The following is a 13340-nucleotide window of genomic DNA, read 5'->3' on the forward strand; positions in this document are numbered from 1 at the left end:
TACTTTTACCCTTTTCTCTTTTTACACTTTTATTTTTATCAACTTTATAGATTAGTATATTAAGGTTACTGTTTAATAAGCTTAATAATCTTTACTGGTTCATACATTTCTATTTCTTCATTTTTTGAATCTACTCTTTTGGTTTCAAAAGATACCATATAACACTCACCATTTAGTTGTACTTCAGCTTCTAAAGCTTTATCTATCCAATACGATTCTGAATTTGAATCTAGGTATGTTCCAAACAAGAAATAGTTACCTGACCTATTTATCATTTAAAAATATTTACTACTAGTATTCAGTTCTTTTTCAACCATTTTTTCTGCCATCTTCACGTTTTCTCTACTCTGTTCTATCGTTATAGCAGACTCTTTATTACTTTCTTTAAGAGAATTGGCCCCCCAATCAGCAAACGTCATTATCGCTAAACCAATTGCGATTATCATTAGAACTCTAACCAAGAATTTAATTAATTTTTTATCTTTCGCTTTTATTTTCAATTTATTCATATTTAAATCACCTTATAATTAATTTCTGACTTTAATTTTTTTCCCATAATAATTCTACCTGTTTCATCTACCGATCCTTGATATTCACAATTGCAAAGAGGACACCATAAACGGAAAACCCTATGGTCCTTTCCTATAGACAGGCCAACTTGACTTGGGCGACCGTTACTATCAATTGATGCAATAACTGATAAATCACCTATAAATCTAAGATCAGCCCCACATTGACAGTGAGGCTTTTCATATTTAGTTTTTTTCACTTGTAAGTCCCCTCTCTATTAATGTTTTAACAAAACTTCAACAATTGCTTTGGCTTTTGGGTTTTCCACTCGGTAATAAGATTCCTGTCCTAATTTATCGAACCTAACAATACCTGTTGTTCTTAGCTTTGTTAAGTGCTGTGATACTGTTGACTGTGGAATATTAATTTCCTCAACTAGTTGTGAAACATTGCAACCACCTTTTGATAAAAGTACATCTACTATTTCTAATCTAACCGGATGTGCTAATGCCTTTAACATATCAATATCTTTTTCTGGAACAATATTTATCATAATGAATCTCTCCTTATCAACTTATAATTCTATTATAACACTTTTACACTTTTACACAAGTGTAAAAGTGTAAAATAATGAACTTTTGAGTACTTTTTTTACTTTAAGTATAATCTATAATTGTATTTGGCTATATATCTATACTTATTAAACTTTATTTGATTTTTCACACTCTTATATACTAATTGCCCACTACTATTTCTCTAAAAAGATTAAGTTACATGATCTTCACTCCCAATTACTTTGTTATTTTTACACTTTTACACTTTTTGTTTAGTGTAAAAGTGTGAAAAATATCTATGTATCAAACTCACAAAAATAATTTCATTTGCTCATGATTTTCACTTATGTTAGAAATGACTGTCTTTCCTTCCAAGCTAACATCAAGCTCATTTCTTAATTCGGGTTTATCACGTAATATCTTCTTAGGGTGAATATAAACCTCATGAGATTTATTCCCAAAAACCTTTAGTTTTAACCAGCCCTTCATTTTACTCACTTCAGCATTATTGTCTAATACCTCATGTACATGACCTTCAAATTCAAATTTCCGTCCAAGATAGAAAAATTCTTTAATCATGTATTGGTTGTATTTTTTAAACCAATCATTTGCAATAGCTTTTTTCCATTCTGCGTGATCTGTATATATTTTTTCATCTAAATGATATTGCGTTGCCATAATAACTCTCCCAACTAATTATTAAGATTATGATATATTTATTATAACACTTTTACACTTTTATACAAGTGTAAAAGTGTAAAAACTATTTATATTTATCTATCCATTCATTTATAGCTCCAGGGATATTCTTTGTATTACTTTTTACCTCTTCAAAAATATAAGACATAAATTCTGTCCAAGAAAACTCTTCTTCATATGGATTATTTTGATTAATAAACTTTATAATCCTTTTTAACTCCCTTAGCCTTCCAGGATCTAATTGTTCTTGTAAATACATTTTTAAATACTTGTTTGTAATAGTTGAGTTTTTTAAACTCACTTCCAACAATATTGCTGTAGCCTTAGAAGGTGTTACATCTAATGCATAAGCCAAACTATTTATCTTTTCAGCTATTTCTTGTGTAAAACGAATTGTAATACGATCTGTCAGACCGTCTATCTTTTGACGTTGTAAAGATGTTCTTTCTAAGTTACCAACATAGCATGTATTTCCAAATACTAAATCCCTTCTAAAGTATTCTGATAAAAGATCCATTACTTGTTTAGAATATAAACCAATTGAACAAATATGCTCGGATACATCTTTTACTGGAGTAGTAGTTATATAGGAAATACGTGAAATTGTTTCTTTAAGATTAATAGAAACCGTTGGCTTAATGTCCCTTTTTTTATCTGAACGTGTCTTCCTCTTTTTTTCTTCTGTTTTCATTTTGACCTCCACTTTCATACTTTAGGTTTTAACCAGTGTCCTAGTGTCCTAGATTTATTTTATGTATATGTGGTAGGGAAGAGGGGTATGTATAAATTTTTACTAATCTGTTAAACATGGAAATAAATACGGAAGGGGAGAGGATCTTTATGCGATTATCAAAAGAAGAAGCTAAAAAAATCGCAAAAATAGGGATTGAAGCGAGAAAGAAATATAATTTACCAGGAAAGCTAAAAAAGAAAAGAAAAATTATTTTAGACAATAAAAAATAACACGAGAACTTTGTGTTATTTTTATCTATTTTACATCCTTATATATAATTATAATAATTAATTAACAAATTTAATTGTAATTTTGAATACTTCTATATCGTTAATAATAGAAAAATAGGGATTTATATCTAAAATATGTTATTTTATAGAAAAGGAGATGATAAATATGTGGGATTATATTGCAGCCGGAGCAAAACTGTTATCATTTTTTGTTACCGCAACAGTACTATTAACAGTAGTCTTTACTGTCTTTGATTACAAAAAGCTACGGAAATCAGTGGAAGTATTCCCTGATGGTAGTATTCGTAAAATCGTTGATGTTTCTGTTGGAAGTGTGGTCAAATCGACTGCTTTGAAATTTTTAATCTTTTTTTTCAATTATGGCCTGTACAAAGATTATCTATTGAAGGCGAAAAACAAAAAATCAGGAGCATCAAAAGAAGAATTTGCTGTTACTGAACTTGTTATAAGACATAATGCCAAAAATAACACTTTGGCGTACATATTAGGTGGTCTTAGTATTCTAGCTTATATAGTAGGGATTCAATTGGATCTTTTCCAACCTAATTATATTTTTCAATTTCTAACTATATTTATGATTTTCGTTGTCTTCATTAAACAAAAGATTTTACAATTCCGATTGAAAAAAGGGTACTTTGGCACTAATGAATATGAATTGAGACAAATACTACGTTTCATCGCCGATGAAAAAAATAAAGACTATTTTAAAGGTGATGGCAAAGGAAGAAAAATATTTTCTTCTACGGAAGATACTGCTGAATTTAAAGAGGAAATCAGTGGATTTGAAGCTTGGGGAGGAAAAGTATAATGGATCAGTTAACAGAGACTTTATCAAAGGTTCTTGATCATCTTCTTTTAAGGAATCCCAAAGGAACGATTTTAGGAATATTTTTAGGGGTATTAACGCACGGAATCATTTTACTCTTTCTTCCATTATTAAAAGCAAAAGAAACCTTTAAAAACATAAGTATAGAATCTCTCGTGATTTATCATTACGTTATTTTTTGGGTCGCTATTTTAAATATCCCTTATTTCTTTAAAAAAGAAACATTTGATCCAGAGATAGAAACAGCCATTAAAGGAATTGAGCTATATAAAGAACAAGGTGCAGCAGCTTGGGAAGTACAACAAGCTTATAAAGATTTAGCCTATGCGGTGATTAATAAGGTTCACCCTGTTGAATCTTCAGAAAAACAAACCGCTGAACAAAATCCAACAATGTTTGGATAAAATCATCAAAATAAAAAAGAATTCATTTTGAGAATCTTTCTTCAAAATGAATTCTTTTTTATTAAAAATAAGGATATACCAATATATTTTATATTTAAAACTATATTGCATAAAGCTTTGAACAATTACTTACTATTTTTTAATAATTCAATTGCTTTAGCAGCAGCTTCATTAGTTGAAAGACCTAACTTTTTACCCTCATTATGGAAAATTTCATACATTTTAAGTGCATCATGTGCGACTTCAAACATCTTCTTATCGTCTTTAAAAGCATATGTTTTAAGACGAGCATGATCTTCTTCTAATACTTTAGTTGTATGTGTAGCGTATATTGCTTTTGACTGTTGCTCGCCTTTTGTTAAAGGGTTTGATTTTCCTGATTTAAACTCATTTGTATCAATATCTTTAAAACTCATTCTTTTCCAATCCTTTCTAATAACTCATTAACTACATTTTGATACATTTCTAATACTGCTTTATCGTGCATATCTTCATTAGTAATACCGTTTTTACTAAACAATTTTATGCGTTCACGTTTCATTATTTGTGAATTAAATAAGTGATCATTAAATATCTTCTTAGAGTCTTCAAGCACTTCATTATCGACTTTTCCCTTTTTTGTAACCAAATAAGGAATAACTCCAGCCAATTTAATATTCTCATTATAGTCAAGAAGGTCTTTTAAATACTCAATAAATTTTACAGATGATGCAAAGGACTGTTGATGTGTTTGCATAATAAGAGCCACATAATCACTAGCTACAATTGCATTATTGGTAAATTCACTGATTGTTGGTGGAACATCAATAATAATGTAATCGTAATTTTCTTTGATTTGATCAATTAGATATTTTAATAGGTAAAATCTCTTTGCTTTATCACTAGTTAAGTCATATAAATGTGCTGGAAATCCTACTAAATCTAAATCACTTGGGAAAATATCTAACTCTGAATTTGCTTTAACAACACATTTAAGCAAATCTTCTTGTTGAATTGCTTCAAAGAGGCTAGTCTTTACATTTGAATCCATACTAAATGTATTAAACATAATTTCAGTAGCATTAGCTTGTGGATCAAAGTCAATTAATCCCACCTTTTTTCCTTGCTCTTGTAATAAGTATGCAAAAATAGTTGCAAAAGTTGTTTTACCAACTCCACCTTTGAAATTTGAAATTGTAATTACTGTCATTTTTCATTTCTCCTTTTGTGTTATTCTACTTAATTTTACACTTTTACACAAGTAAAAAAGTGTAAAAACATTTAATAATCATCTTTAATTTCGCCACTAACCTTCTTAACTGATAACATATATCTTTTTTCAAGTTCTTCATCTGATAATTGCATGAGAGCATTCAAATGGATTTCATCAATTAAAACAATCCACTCTATCAGATGTAGTCTTTCTTTTTCAACCACTTGGTTTTCACCCCTACAAATAACTTTACACTTTTCTATTTTTACACTTTTACACTATTTGATATTAGAAAATATCTATTTTCTTTGCCCCTTTAAACCTACGCTTAATTTCTTTCTTTACTTTTATCTTAGCGATTTCTCTTGATGATGCATAAACCAAACATGATCCGCTTGATACCTCTAAACTTTTATGTATTTCATATGCTATTTCATATTTACTCAAAATTAGACTGACTTCTTTAATCATATTTGAACGCCTCTTTTTACACTTTTACACTTTTATTTTTTTACACTCCGCTGATACTAGAAGATGGTCTCAAGCTATTTATTCCCCTATACTAAATGTTTTTACACCAAAACCAACTAAACAAATAGAGGTTGCGACTATAATAGCTTTTAAAATAGAATCCATTGGTTGTGAAAAATCTCCTACGTATTCAGACATCTTATTAAAATAGAAAATATAGATTCCAAACATTCCACCACCAATAAGTACAAACGAACCAAAACATCTTTTATAATACTTACACATTCTGGACCTCCCTTTAAATATAAGATGATTCTATAATAGAATCATCTTATATTTCATTTTTTAAGCTACATCTTCAAAAGGTTGCTGGTATACCATAATATTAAATGTATCTTCTCTATGAGCTTTATACGAAGTGAATGTGTACCTTTTTTCACATTCTTCTTCTTCAAATTCATCCCACTTATGTGCAAATGAATCCCTTGTAAGATCATAATCTTTTAGATATTTGTTTGCTCGCTGTTTTCCATAATTAATTGCATTCTTAATATCTTTAAATACTGAAACCTCGCTACCTGAACCACCAATATGTAAATCATAATTTATTACTACCAAAACTGGACTTGTCATAACTGAACCCTCCACCTTGTATATATAAGTTAGTATTTTGTTTAATTTCTTATATACTTATTATAACACTTTTACACTTTTACACAAGTGTAAAAGTGTAAAAAATAAACTTTTTCTACTTTATGTGCAATACATCATATGTAGGAACAAACTCTTTCTTATATAAAAATAGTAGAAGTATAGATTTGAGAGATTGCTATACTTCTACTAAATCATGTAATCAATTCATTATATGCAGCATATAATGTCTTACAAATTAAATAATCTCTGAATGATGGATTTCTTTGGTACTAGAATCTCTTTCTTATCTTCTTGTAATAGTGTTATAGCTTTATCTAACTTATTTTGTAGTAATTTAATTTCTTGGTCCTTTTCTTCTGTTATGGATCGCTCCTGTATTAATAAATCTATAATGGTTTGGTTTTGCTGAACTATTTTATCCTGTTGCTCAAACATATGTACAAACCGTTCTTTCACCATAAAACTCTCTTCCTGTGAACGTTCAGCCTCTAAAAGCGTTATATCAGCGCTATCAGATTCTTGAACGCTATCCGTTTTCGTTGCGTTTATCTCTTCATGTGGCTTATTCTGTGCATCCTGAGGGCTATTTGAATTATTCTCTTTAATTGTATTAGCAACTGAAATGTCTTCATTACTAACAGTAGCAGCAGCTTCATCTAGTTTCCAATTTTGTTTTAGATATATTTTCATTTGTCTTAGTATCTCTATATCTTTCTGATAATATATCCGCTGGTTACGATCATTGCGTTCAAAAGTGTAATCCATTTTCTCTAATTCAATGGACCATCTACGAAGTGTATTTGCGTTTATTTCTAATTGCTTTGCTACTTCTTGAGCAAAATAACCATATTCCAAGCGTTACACCTCCGTTTTTCTACAAACTAAATTAGTTATATATATCTTTTATATACATAGTAGGCCGAACCCTTTGTCCTCCCTAATTTTCCCTAAAAGTAGTCAAGAATCGCTAAATTTATTAATTATTAGTTAGAAAAGATTTCTAAATTCTAATTGAATAATAGATTATTTTTTTCTAGTTTATTTTTATGTACACATTACAAATAAATGTAAAATCATCATTTTTAGAAATAAAAGTTGGAACAATAAAAGATAACTAATTCAAATAAATATAAAGAGGAAAGGGAGATAGCGTAAAAACCTTGAGGCTCTAAGGGTAAGAGAGTTATTAAAAATATTTAAATGTAGAATAAACAATTTAACAAGAAGACTATTCAATAATTAACAATTAACAAGGAAATTATTCAATAATTAACAATTCAACAGGTAGTATATCGTATTATCACATATACACAAGTATTGAATCGTAATAGAGAAAATAGAAAAAGAACACAAGAATAAGAGAGTTGATGTTTAAAACTCCCTTTTTCTTGTGTTCTTTTTTGTTGCCTTTATAGTTTTCCATGACTAATAGCCCTGTTATGCTTTATTTTAAAAAATAAAGAACAAGGCTGAAATGAACGAGATTTTTAATTTTTTATTTTATGCCTTTAAAGCATCTGGTACTGGAATATTATTAGTTAGTAGAGCCCGTACTAGATCATGCCTCATATCGCTATAAGAATCATCTGGAACATATTTATTCTTCCAAGAAAGAATAGATTCACGGAATTTAGCTCGCATAAACGCTCCAAGAACGCTTACTTTGTTACCAGATTTCACAAAATTCTCTAGCTCATCTAACGCATATGTCATTGTATATGTCATAAATGTTTTAATATCTTTTGTATGTTTTAGAAATTGAGCAATTGTTGAGATTTCATTTTTAAATGCAACAATAAGGTCCTTGTCCTCTTTCATAGACAATGCTAACTTTAATGACTTTAAGCGATCCTTTGCTTCTTTTCTCATACGTGCTTCTTGTTGTCTTAGAATCTTGTTTTGTGATTCAACAACACATTCAGCAGAAATATGAACGTTAAATTTAGTGATGAAAATTTGTTCAACATACTCCTTGATACGAGTAAGCCTACCCATATTAGGTTTACGCACTTCTGTATTTGAAGCTGTAAAAGGGAAAATAGGTCTAATAACATTTAAGTATTCACGTACTTTTTTGGCATTACGTCCTAGTTTTTCTTTTAGGTAACTCATTGTGCGTTGTGTAATGAATTTTTCAATTTGATCTTTATTCTCTAGACCTATTTTTCTAGTAAATGTATTACATAAGTCTAAAAGTAATAGAATACCTTTTGAGTCACGGTGAGAAACTAATTGTTTTAAAACCTTAGAATCTAGTAAATGGCTAGGAATTCGGAAATAAGAGAGCTTTCCAATGTCTTGTTTAGTTGTTTCTTTATATGTACGGTTTAATCTAGCATAGTTGCAAATTTCATAAACAGGAATTCTCCCGTCAATTAGAACTTCTTGAACCATTCCAGATTTTAATAATGCTTGAAATCCTGTGTGTACAGTCGTATATGCAATACCAGAAGCATTGGAAATAATAGATAATTTAAAATCACGAGGTAGTAAACCTACATCATTTACATAAAAATGTAAGTAAATATAGGTTGCTAGAGCTGATGAAGGAAGCGCATATTCGCCCAGCTCATTATTTTTAAGTAGATAATGGCGTGTTTCATCAAACATTTTTACTCCACGCATGAGGAATTTTGATGGTATGTTACTTGTTGTATCTAATTTTATATTTGTCAGTTCATTGATGTTAAAATCATCGTTTGTGAACATTAAAAAACCTCCCTAAATTTTCCACCTAAATAAAAGAGAATTAGAGAGTTTTGTATTCACAAACCTTTATAACTTATGATATAATTTAGTCATAAATAATTTTGTGATTAAAACTCTGCTAACGGAAGTTTTTAATTGATTCAAAGTTTGCCGACCTAGATCAATTAAAAACTGTGGGTGGAGTTTTATTTTTTTGTATTTTTTTATGAAACAAATGTGTTTCTTTATCTATTTTTATCTATTTTTATCTTTTTTTCTGTAATTACTTTTTATTCTATAACGTTTCTCCAACAATTTCAATATACTTAAAGTGTATGTTGTATACTTTCGGAGAATAATAATAAATTCGCATAAATAATTATATTATAAAAAGAACATTAGTTCTACTAATTTAGGGATTTTATACACTAAAAATAGATTATTATTAAAAAATAAAAGGCTTGAGGGAGAAATTCCTCAAGCCTTTTATTGCAAAAAAAATTATGTACAATCAAAAAAACTTACTTATATTCACATGTTTGGAAAATATTAAATGTGGAATAAGAAAATCTTACCATGTAAAATAGAACGAAGCTGGAATATAAAGGTTGTCACTGGAAAAGAATTCATGTTATTCTATGAAATGTTTTTTTACTAAGTCTGTATAATCAAGCAATGAGTTAAGAATGATTTTTTGTTTTTCTAATGGTAAATTACTAATTTTGTCTTTTATTTCTTCAAGTTGTACATCTGTATCACATTTTCTCCCAACTAATGTATCAAGAGATATACCAAGATACTCTGAAATTTTTATTAAAGTTGAGAGATCGGGTTCAGTCCTGTTTGCTTCCCAATTTGTGTATGTTGGACGAGCGACATTAAGGTAACCTGCGATTTCATATTGTGTTAATCCCCGTTTTTTGCGAAAATACATTAAACGCTCTCCTACTGTCGCCATATACACCACCCTTTCGAATCTTCGAACATTATACTTGAAGTAATAATAAGGATGGAATATATTTGGATAGAACGTTCTCAAACTAAACCTTTGGTGCGCAAATGGTAATTGTTTGAAACCTGTTTGGGCTTAAAAACAGAACAAACGTTCTATCCCGTGGTAGAATATGTTATATTTATGTTGTTATATGTGGTTAATATGATTAAAATGTTTTTTTAAAAACGATATTAAAAAATCTTAATATACATTTAAAAAGTATTTAGAAAGTAGGAACTCTCATGGAACAAAACTATTTTGTAGAAATTGTAAAAGAATGCAAGGAATATACAAACTCCGATACATTGGAAACAGTTATAGAATTACTAGATGTCATAGAAAAATATGAAAATCTAGATAACTTAAGTGACTCGTAATTACCTTTCATATCCAACCCTTAATCATCTGTATTATTTTCATTTTTTAAATTAGCTTCTAATTTTAAAAGATCAGCATAACGAATTAACTCACGTTCTACCTCGGGTTTATATTTATCTGGAACGCTCATAAATCGGTCATATAGTAGACGAGCTAAACGTTCAATAGGCTCTTCCTCGTTTTCATTCCTTAGATCCTCGTCACGGATATTATGTGTAAGTAAATAAGCCTCTGTTACATTGAAGTAAGAAGCAATTTGAGAGATTTTATTTAATCTTGGCTTCTTTTCTCCCTTTTCCCAGCTGGAGACAGCACTAACGGAAACCGACATTGCTTTAGCAAATTCAGTTTGATTAACGCCCTTAATTGCTCTTAATTTTCTTATGTTTTTCCCTAAAACTTCTTGGTTCATATAATCAAACACCTTTCTGTTTCACTTAAAGTGTAATTTTTAATCTTTAAGAGTTGACTTTAATCTTTTAGAGTTATACAATGTTCTCAGGGGGTGAGAAAATGGATAACATTTCTACTCGAATTACCATGCGAAATATTCGCAAATCCAAAAATCTATCTCTAGCAGAAGCATCAAAGGAATTAAATTTATCATTAGGCGTATTAAGAGAGATTGAGATTGGAAGTAAAAGTACAACACTCTCTAGAGCTGAACGAATTTCAGAATTTTATGGAGTTCCGATTGAAAAATTGTTTATTCCTAAGTATTTCACTGCTGTAACAGAGGATAATGATCCAAAAATATAAAAGCATTTATATTTTGTATAAGTAATTCTTCTTATATTATAAACAAAATTGCACTAAAAGATAAAAAAGTACTATAGGTTTTTCTTATTTCTAAAATTGCCAATATTAAATTAATAATTTTCATATATAAATTTTAAAACATGTTAAGCATAAGAATTTTACTTTATGTGAAATTGTAGGGGGTGATTTGGTTGGCATTGCTGGTTGAACCGACTAAAAAACAGGAAAAGAAAATTATTAAACTTGTTCTTAAAGAATTCAAAAAGTATCATTTATATGTTTGGTCATTGGAGGAAAAACAACAACCAAAGATCACGGCATCGTACACTTTGAATGAATCAACTACAGTAAACAACACGTTTCATTCTTCTACAGAAAGTACAGCTCTTAAAAATGTTGAAGCATGTGAGTTTACTACTTCTCTATTACGTAAGATCAGTCGTTTGGAGTTAACCCAAAGGCAATTGGTTATTCATTACTATATTAAGAAAGATAAAAGTGTAGTGCAGCTTTGTAGTCAATTTCATATTTCAGAATCTCAATTTCATAGGACAAGAAATCGAGCATTAATGACTTTAGCATATGCACTTGGATTAGCAAGAGAAGAGTTGATTGACCCCGACTAAAAATTTGAATTTCGAATAGTCAACTACTACATAAAATGTTATATTTTAATATGGTTAAATAATAATTATAAAATATCAAGCGCTATCCTAGTGCTATATATAGGGAGGAAACTATTACTAAATTAGGATAACTCAACAATTTGAGTATTTAGTAATAGATTACACACACATGTTTAAAAAGACTGCTGCTAAAAAAACCGCTGCTGGTATCATGACAATTGGTATCGCATTATCTACAACAATGATTTATAGCCCAACAAAGGCATTGGCATGGTATACGCCAGATAGCCCAGGTTATGATGAGATTGTAATTTCTTCAAATAATTCACTTCAAAACCCTGCTCGTCCCAAGGGAGATTTAAATTACTATGTTAAAGGTTACGTTGCTCCAGATGGCAAAGTAACTTTAGTTGGACCTTTTACTGGCGAAGTATTTAATGGACAAGAAATTGAGATTGTTGATCCATTCAAAGGTAACTATAAATTGAAGATTAAAGTGATTAAATCTGAGAAACCAGAGCCTAAGCCAGAACCAAAACCAGAACCGAAACCAGAACCTAAGCCAGAACCAAAACCAGAACCGAAACCAGAGCCTAAGCCAGAGCCTAAGCCAGAGCCGAAACCAGAGCCGAAACCAGAGCCTAAGCCAGAACCAAAACCAGAGCCAAAACCGAACTTCTTCATCCCTAAAAATGAAGATATTCCAGAAGCAAAATTTGTTGTAGTTGAAAGTAAAAAAGAAAATCAACAACATGTAGAACTTCCAAAGGAAGAAAATAAGCAAGAAGTGGAAAGTAACGGTATTACAAAAGGAGAAATTAAGTTTGTAGAGAAAAATGGTGTAGTTGTTCCAATGAAGAATAAAGAAGATGATGTTGCTTTATCTGTGAATACTACCCTTAAAGATATTGCAGATAAAAAAGACGATAAAGAAAAATTAAATACTTCCGATGAGCAAGTTAAACCGGAAGAAGTAAAGCAAAATGAAGAGAAAAAAGAAGAAAATAAACCAGAAGAAGTAAAACCAGAAGAGAAAAAAGAAGAAAATAAACCAGAAGAGAAAAAAGAAGATAAAAAGGGTAAAGATAAAGCCTCTAAGCAGAAAGACAAAAGTTCTGAGGTTAAAGAGGAACAAGGCGGATTATCACCAATTTCAGTAGCTGGTGGAGTTGCTGGAGCTGGAGCAGTAGGTGTTGGTGCTGCGGCTGGAGTTAGTCCAACATTTAGAAGATCATTGCAAAGCGGTTTAAGAAGACTAAGAGATTTATTTAGAAAATAATTATTCAAAAAGACTAGGATGATAAATCCTAGTCTTTTTTTATGTCTTTTTTGAATACAAAAATTTATGGGAGTTTTATGCAAGTTTCGTGAAAGTATCTTGATAGATTCTTGACAGGGAGGGAATCGTGATTGGCGGTACGATATTACCAGAAACAAAACGTGTGTGGAGAAGCGTCTACCTCCCTTATCAATGACGAACCGTGTATAGGTAAAAGATGTTTCGAAAAGTGTAACCATAAGAGAGGACACTTGGGTTCTGGATCGCACTAGTTTGCGACTACTTATATGGGGGATTTGGACTATTACTTTTAATGGTTTTA

Annotated in this window: 22 protein-coding genes; 6 read left to right on the forward strand and 16 right to left on the reverse strand. The window is 30.1% G+C overall.

Features of this window, described 5'->3' with window-relative positions:
* Positions 1-65: 65 nt before the first annotated feature.
* The 6 genes from AB6801_RS28590 to AB6801_RS28615 all read right to left on the reverse strand — a co-directional run bounded on the left by AB6801_RS28590 (position 66) and on the right by AB6801_RS28615 (position 2454).
* The gene (locus tag AB6801_RS28590; protein ID WP_370941309.1) at positions 66-248 is read right to left on the reverse strand and encodes a hypothetical protein; all 183 of its coding nucleotides are present in this window, start codon (positions 246-248) and stop codon (positions 66-68) included.
* A gap of 27 nt (positions 249-275) precedes the next feature.
* Positions 276-509: a hypothetical protein gene (locus AB6801_RS28595; protein WP_370941310.1), complete on the reverse strand. Its 234-nt coding sequence runs from the start codon at positions 507-509 to the stop codon at positions 276-278.
* A 2-nt stretch (positions 510-511) separates the two neighbouring features.
* Complete coding sequence (locus tag AB6801_RS28600; protein ID WP_370941311.1) at positions 512-769, reverse strand: hypothetical protein; 258 nt, start codon at positions 767-769, stop codon at positions 512-514.
* A gap of 18 nt (positions 770-787) precedes the next feature.
* Positions 788-1063, reverse strand: coding sequence for an ArsR/SmtB family transcription factor (locus tag AB6801_RS28605; protein ID WP_086390125.1), 276 nt, complete (start codon positions 1061-1063; stop codon positions 788-790).
* Between the two features lie 310 nt (positions 1064-1373).
* A complete protein-coding gene (locus AB6801_RS28610) occupies positions 1374-1742 on the reverse strand; it encodes a hypothetical protein (RefSeq protein WP_370941312.1) in 369 nt (122 codons plus the stop codon).
* 85 nt (positions 1743-1827) lie between these two features.
* Positions 1828-2454, reverse strand: coding sequence for a hypothetical protein (locus tag AB6801_RS28615; protein ID WP_370941313.1), 627 nt, complete (start codon positions 2452-2454; stop codon positions 1828-1830).
* Positions 2455-2603: 149 nt separating this feature from the next.
* On the opposite strand from AB6801_RS28615, the gene AB6801_RS28620 reads away from it, so the two are divergent.
* The 3 genes from AB6801_RS28620 to AB6801_RS28630 all read left to right on the forward strand — a co-directional run bounded on the left by AB6801_RS28620 (position 2604) and on the right by AB6801_RS28630 (position 3977).
* Positions 2604-2726 (forward strand): hypothetical protein, encoded by a 123-nt coding sequence (locus tag AB6801_RS28620; RefSeq protein ID WP_370941314.1) that lies wholly within the window; start codon positions 2604-2606, stop codon positions 2724-2726.
* A gap of 166 nt (positions 2727-2892) precedes the next feature.
* Positions 2893-3555, forward strand: coding sequence for a hypothetical protein (locus AB6801_RS28625; protein WP_370941315.1), 663 nt, complete (start codon positions 2893-2895; stop codon positions 3553-3555).
* Positions 3555-3977: a hypothetical protein gene (locus AB6801_RS28630; RefSeq protein WP_370941316.1), complete on the forward strand. Its 423-nt coding sequence runs from the start codon at positions 3555-3557 to the stop codon at positions 3975-3977. The genes AB6801_RS28625 and AB6801_RS28630 overlap by 1 nt, the downstream gene beginning before the upstream one ends.
* Positions 3978-4102: 125 nt before the next feature.
* Here the strand turns inward: AB6801_RS28630 and AB6801_RS28635 are convergent, their stop codons facing one another.
* The 10 genes from AB6801_RS28635 to AB6801_RS28680 form a co-directional block, all read right to left on the reverse strand.
* The gene (locus tag AB6801_RS28635) at positions 4103-4393 is read right to left on the reverse strand and encodes a hypothetical protein (RefSeq protein ID WP_370941317.1); all 291 of its coding nucleotides are present in this window, start codon (positions 4391-4393) and stop codon (positions 4103-4105) included.
* Positions 4390-5166, reverse strand: coding sequence for a ParA family protein (locus AB6801_RS28640; RefSeq protein WP_370941318.1), 777 nt, complete (start codon positions 5164-5166; stop codon positions 4390-4392). The genes AB6801_RS28635 and AB6801_RS28640 overlap by 4 nt, the downstream gene beginning before the upstream one ends.
* A 71-nt stretch (positions 5167-5237) precedes the next feature.
* Positions 5238-5393, reverse strand: a complete 156-nt coding sequence (locus AB6801_RS28645) for a BH0509 family protein (RefSeq protein WP_370941319.1) — start codon at positions 5391-5393, stop codon at positions 5238-5240.
* 64 nt (positions 5394-5457) lie between these two features.
* Positions 5458-5640, reverse strand: a complete 183-nt coding sequence (locus tag AB6801_RS28650; RefSeq protein WP_370941320.1) for a hypothetical protein — start codon at positions 5638-5640, stop codon at positions 5458-5460.
* A 78-nt stretch (positions 5641-5718) separates the two neighbouring features.
* Positions 5719-5925, reverse strand: coding sequence for a hypothetical protein (locus AB6801_RS28655; RefSeq protein WP_370941321.1), 207 nt, complete (start codon positions 5923-5925; stop codon positions 5719-5721).
* A 60-nt stretch (positions 5926-5985) separates the two neighbouring features.
* The gene (locus tag AB6801_RS28660; RefSeq protein WP_370941322.1) at positions 5986-6273 is read right to left on the reverse strand and encodes a hypothetical protein; all 288 of its coding nucleotides are present in this window, start codon (positions 6271-6273) and stop codon (positions 5986-5988) included.
* Between the two features lie 249 nt (positions 6274-6522).
* Positions 6523-7149 carry a MerR family transcriptional regulator gene (locus AB6801_RS28665; RefSeq protein WP_370941323.1) on the reverse strand — a complete coding sequence of 209 codons (627 nt, stop codon included), beginning with the start codon at positions 7147-7149 and terminating at the stop codon, positions 6523-6525.
* A 645-nt stretch (positions 7150-7794) separates the two neighbouring features.
* Positions 7795-9003 carry a hypothetical protein gene (locus AB6801_RS28670; protein WP_098769916.1) on the reverse strand — a complete coding sequence of 403 codons (1209 nt, stop codon included), beginning with the start codon at positions 9001-9003 and terminating at the stop codon, positions 7795-7797.
* Between the two features lie 610 nt (positions 9004-9613).
* Positions 9614-9940 carry a helix-turn-helix domain-containing protein gene (locus tag AB6801_RS28675; protein ID WP_079004713.1) on the reverse strand — a complete coding sequence of 109 codons (327 nt, stop codon included), beginning with the start codon at positions 9938-9940 and terminating at the stop codon, positions 9614-9616.
* A gap of 433 nt (positions 9941-10373) precedes the next feature.
* Entirely contained in the window at positions 10374-10766 is a 393-nt protein-coding gene (locus tag AB6801_RS28680; RefSeq protein ID WP_098769914.1) for a helix-turn-helix domain-containing protein, read from the reverse strand.
* A 101-nt stretch (positions 10767-10867) separates the two neighbouring features.
* Here AB6801_RS28680 and AB6801_RS28685 point away from each other — a divergent pair, with 101 nt between their 5' ends.
* The 3 genes from AB6801_RS28685 (at position 10868) to AB6801_RS28695 (ending at position 13018) form a co-directional block, all read left to right on the forward strand.
* Positions 10868-11113, forward strand: a complete 246-nt coding sequence (locus AB6801_RS28685; RefSeq protein ID WP_000368830.1) for a helix-turn-helix domain-containing protein — start codon at positions 10868-10870, stop codon at positions 11111-11113.
* A gap of 182 nt (positions 11114-11295) precedes the next feature.
* Positions 11296-11739: an ArpU family phage packaging/lysis transcriptional regulator gene (locus AB6801_RS28690; RefSeq protein WP_236725826.1), complete on the forward strand. Its 444-nt coding sequence runs from the start codon at positions 11296-11298 to the stop codon at positions 11737-11739.
* Positions 11740-11908: 169 nt separating this feature from the next.
* Entirely contained in the window at positions 11909-13018 is a 1110-nt protein-coding gene (locus AB6801_RS28695; protein ID WP_370941324.1) for a hypothetical protein, read from the forward strand.
* Positions 13019-13340: the final 322 nt, after the last annotated feature.

It is taken from the genome of Bacillus sp. RCC_6_1, assembly GCF_041360755.1.
GTDB lineage: Bacteria > Bacillota > Bacilli > Bacillales > Bacillaceae_G > Bacillus_A > Bacillus_A cereus.

What these genes read in the sequence shown, in the direction of transcription:
- AB6801_RS28680 (WP_098769914.1), bottom strand. Translation starts at nt 10,766, where the DNA reads ATGAACCAAGAAGTTTTAGGGAAAAACATAAGAAAATTAAGAGCAATT.
- AB6801_RS28675 (WP_079004713.1), bottom strand. Translation starts at nt 9,940, where the DNA reads ATGGCGACAGTAGGAGAGCGTTTAATGTATTTTCGCAAAAAACGGGGA.
- AB6801_RS28660 (WP_370941322.1), bottom strand. Translation starts at nt 6,273, where the DNA reads ATGACAAGTCCAGTTTTGGTAGTAATAAATTATGATTTACATATTGGT.
- AB6801_RS28650 (WP_370941320.1), bottom strand. Translation starts at nt 5,640, where the DNA reads ATGATTAAAGAAGTCAGTCTAATTTTGAGTAAATATGAAATAGCATAT.
- AB6801_RS28685 (WP_000368830.1), top strand. Translation starts at nt 10,868, where the DNA reads ATGGATAACATTTCTACTCGAATTACCATGCGAAATATTCGCAAATCC.
- AB6801_RS28655 (WP_370941321.1), bottom strand. Translation starts at nt 5,925, where the DNA reads ATGTGTAAGTATTATAAAAGATGTTTTGGTTCGTTTGTACTTATTGGT.
- AB6801_RS28695 (WP_370941324.1), top strand. Translation starts at nt 11,909, where the DNA reads ATGTTTAAAAAGACTGCTGCTAAAAAAACCGCTGCTGGTATCATGACA.
- AB6801_RS28670 (WP_098769916.1), bottom strand. Translation starts at nt 9,003, where the DNA reads ATGTTCACAAACGATGATTTTAACATCAATGAACTGACAAATATAAAA.
- AB6801_RS28605 (WP_086390125.1), bottom strand. Translation starts at nt 1,063, where the DNA reads ATGATAAATATTGTTCCAGAAAAAGATATTGATATGTTAAAGGCATTA.
- AB6801_RS28615 (WP_370941313.1), bottom strand. Translation starts at nt 2,454, where the DNA reads ATGAAAACAGAAGAAAAAAAGAGGAAGACACGTTCAGATAAAAAAAGG.
- AB6801_RS28640 (WP_370941318.1), bottom strand. Translation starts at nt 5,166, where the DNA reads ATGACAGTAATTACAATTTCAAATTTCAAAGGTGGAGTTGGTAAAACA.
- AB6801_RS28610 (WP_370941312.1), bottom strand. Translation starts at nt 1,742, where the DNA reads ATGGCAACGCAATATCATTTAGATGAAAAAATATATACAGATCACGCA.
- AB6801_RS28625 (WP_370941315.1), top strand. Translation starts at nt 2,893, where the DNA reads ATGTGGGATTATATTGCAGCCGGAGCAAAACTGTTATCATTTTTTGTT.
- AB6801_RS28620 (WP_370941314.1), top strand. Translation starts at nt 2,604, where the DNA reads ATGCGATTATCAAAAGAAGAAGCTAAAAAAATCGCAAAAATAGGGATT.
- AB6801_RS28630 (WP_370941316.1), top strand. Translation starts at nt 3,555, where the DNA reads ATGGATCAGTTAACAGAGACTTTATCAAAGGTTCTTGATCATCTTCTT.
- AB6801_RS28595 (WP_370941310.1), bottom strand. Translation starts at nt 509, where the DNA reads ATGAATAAATTGAAAATAAAAGCGAAAGATAAAAAATTAATTAAATTC.
- AB6801_RS28635 (WP_370941317.1), bottom strand. Translation starts at nt 4,393, where the DNA reads ATGAGTTTTAAAGATATTGATACAAATGAGTTTAAATCAGGAAAATCA.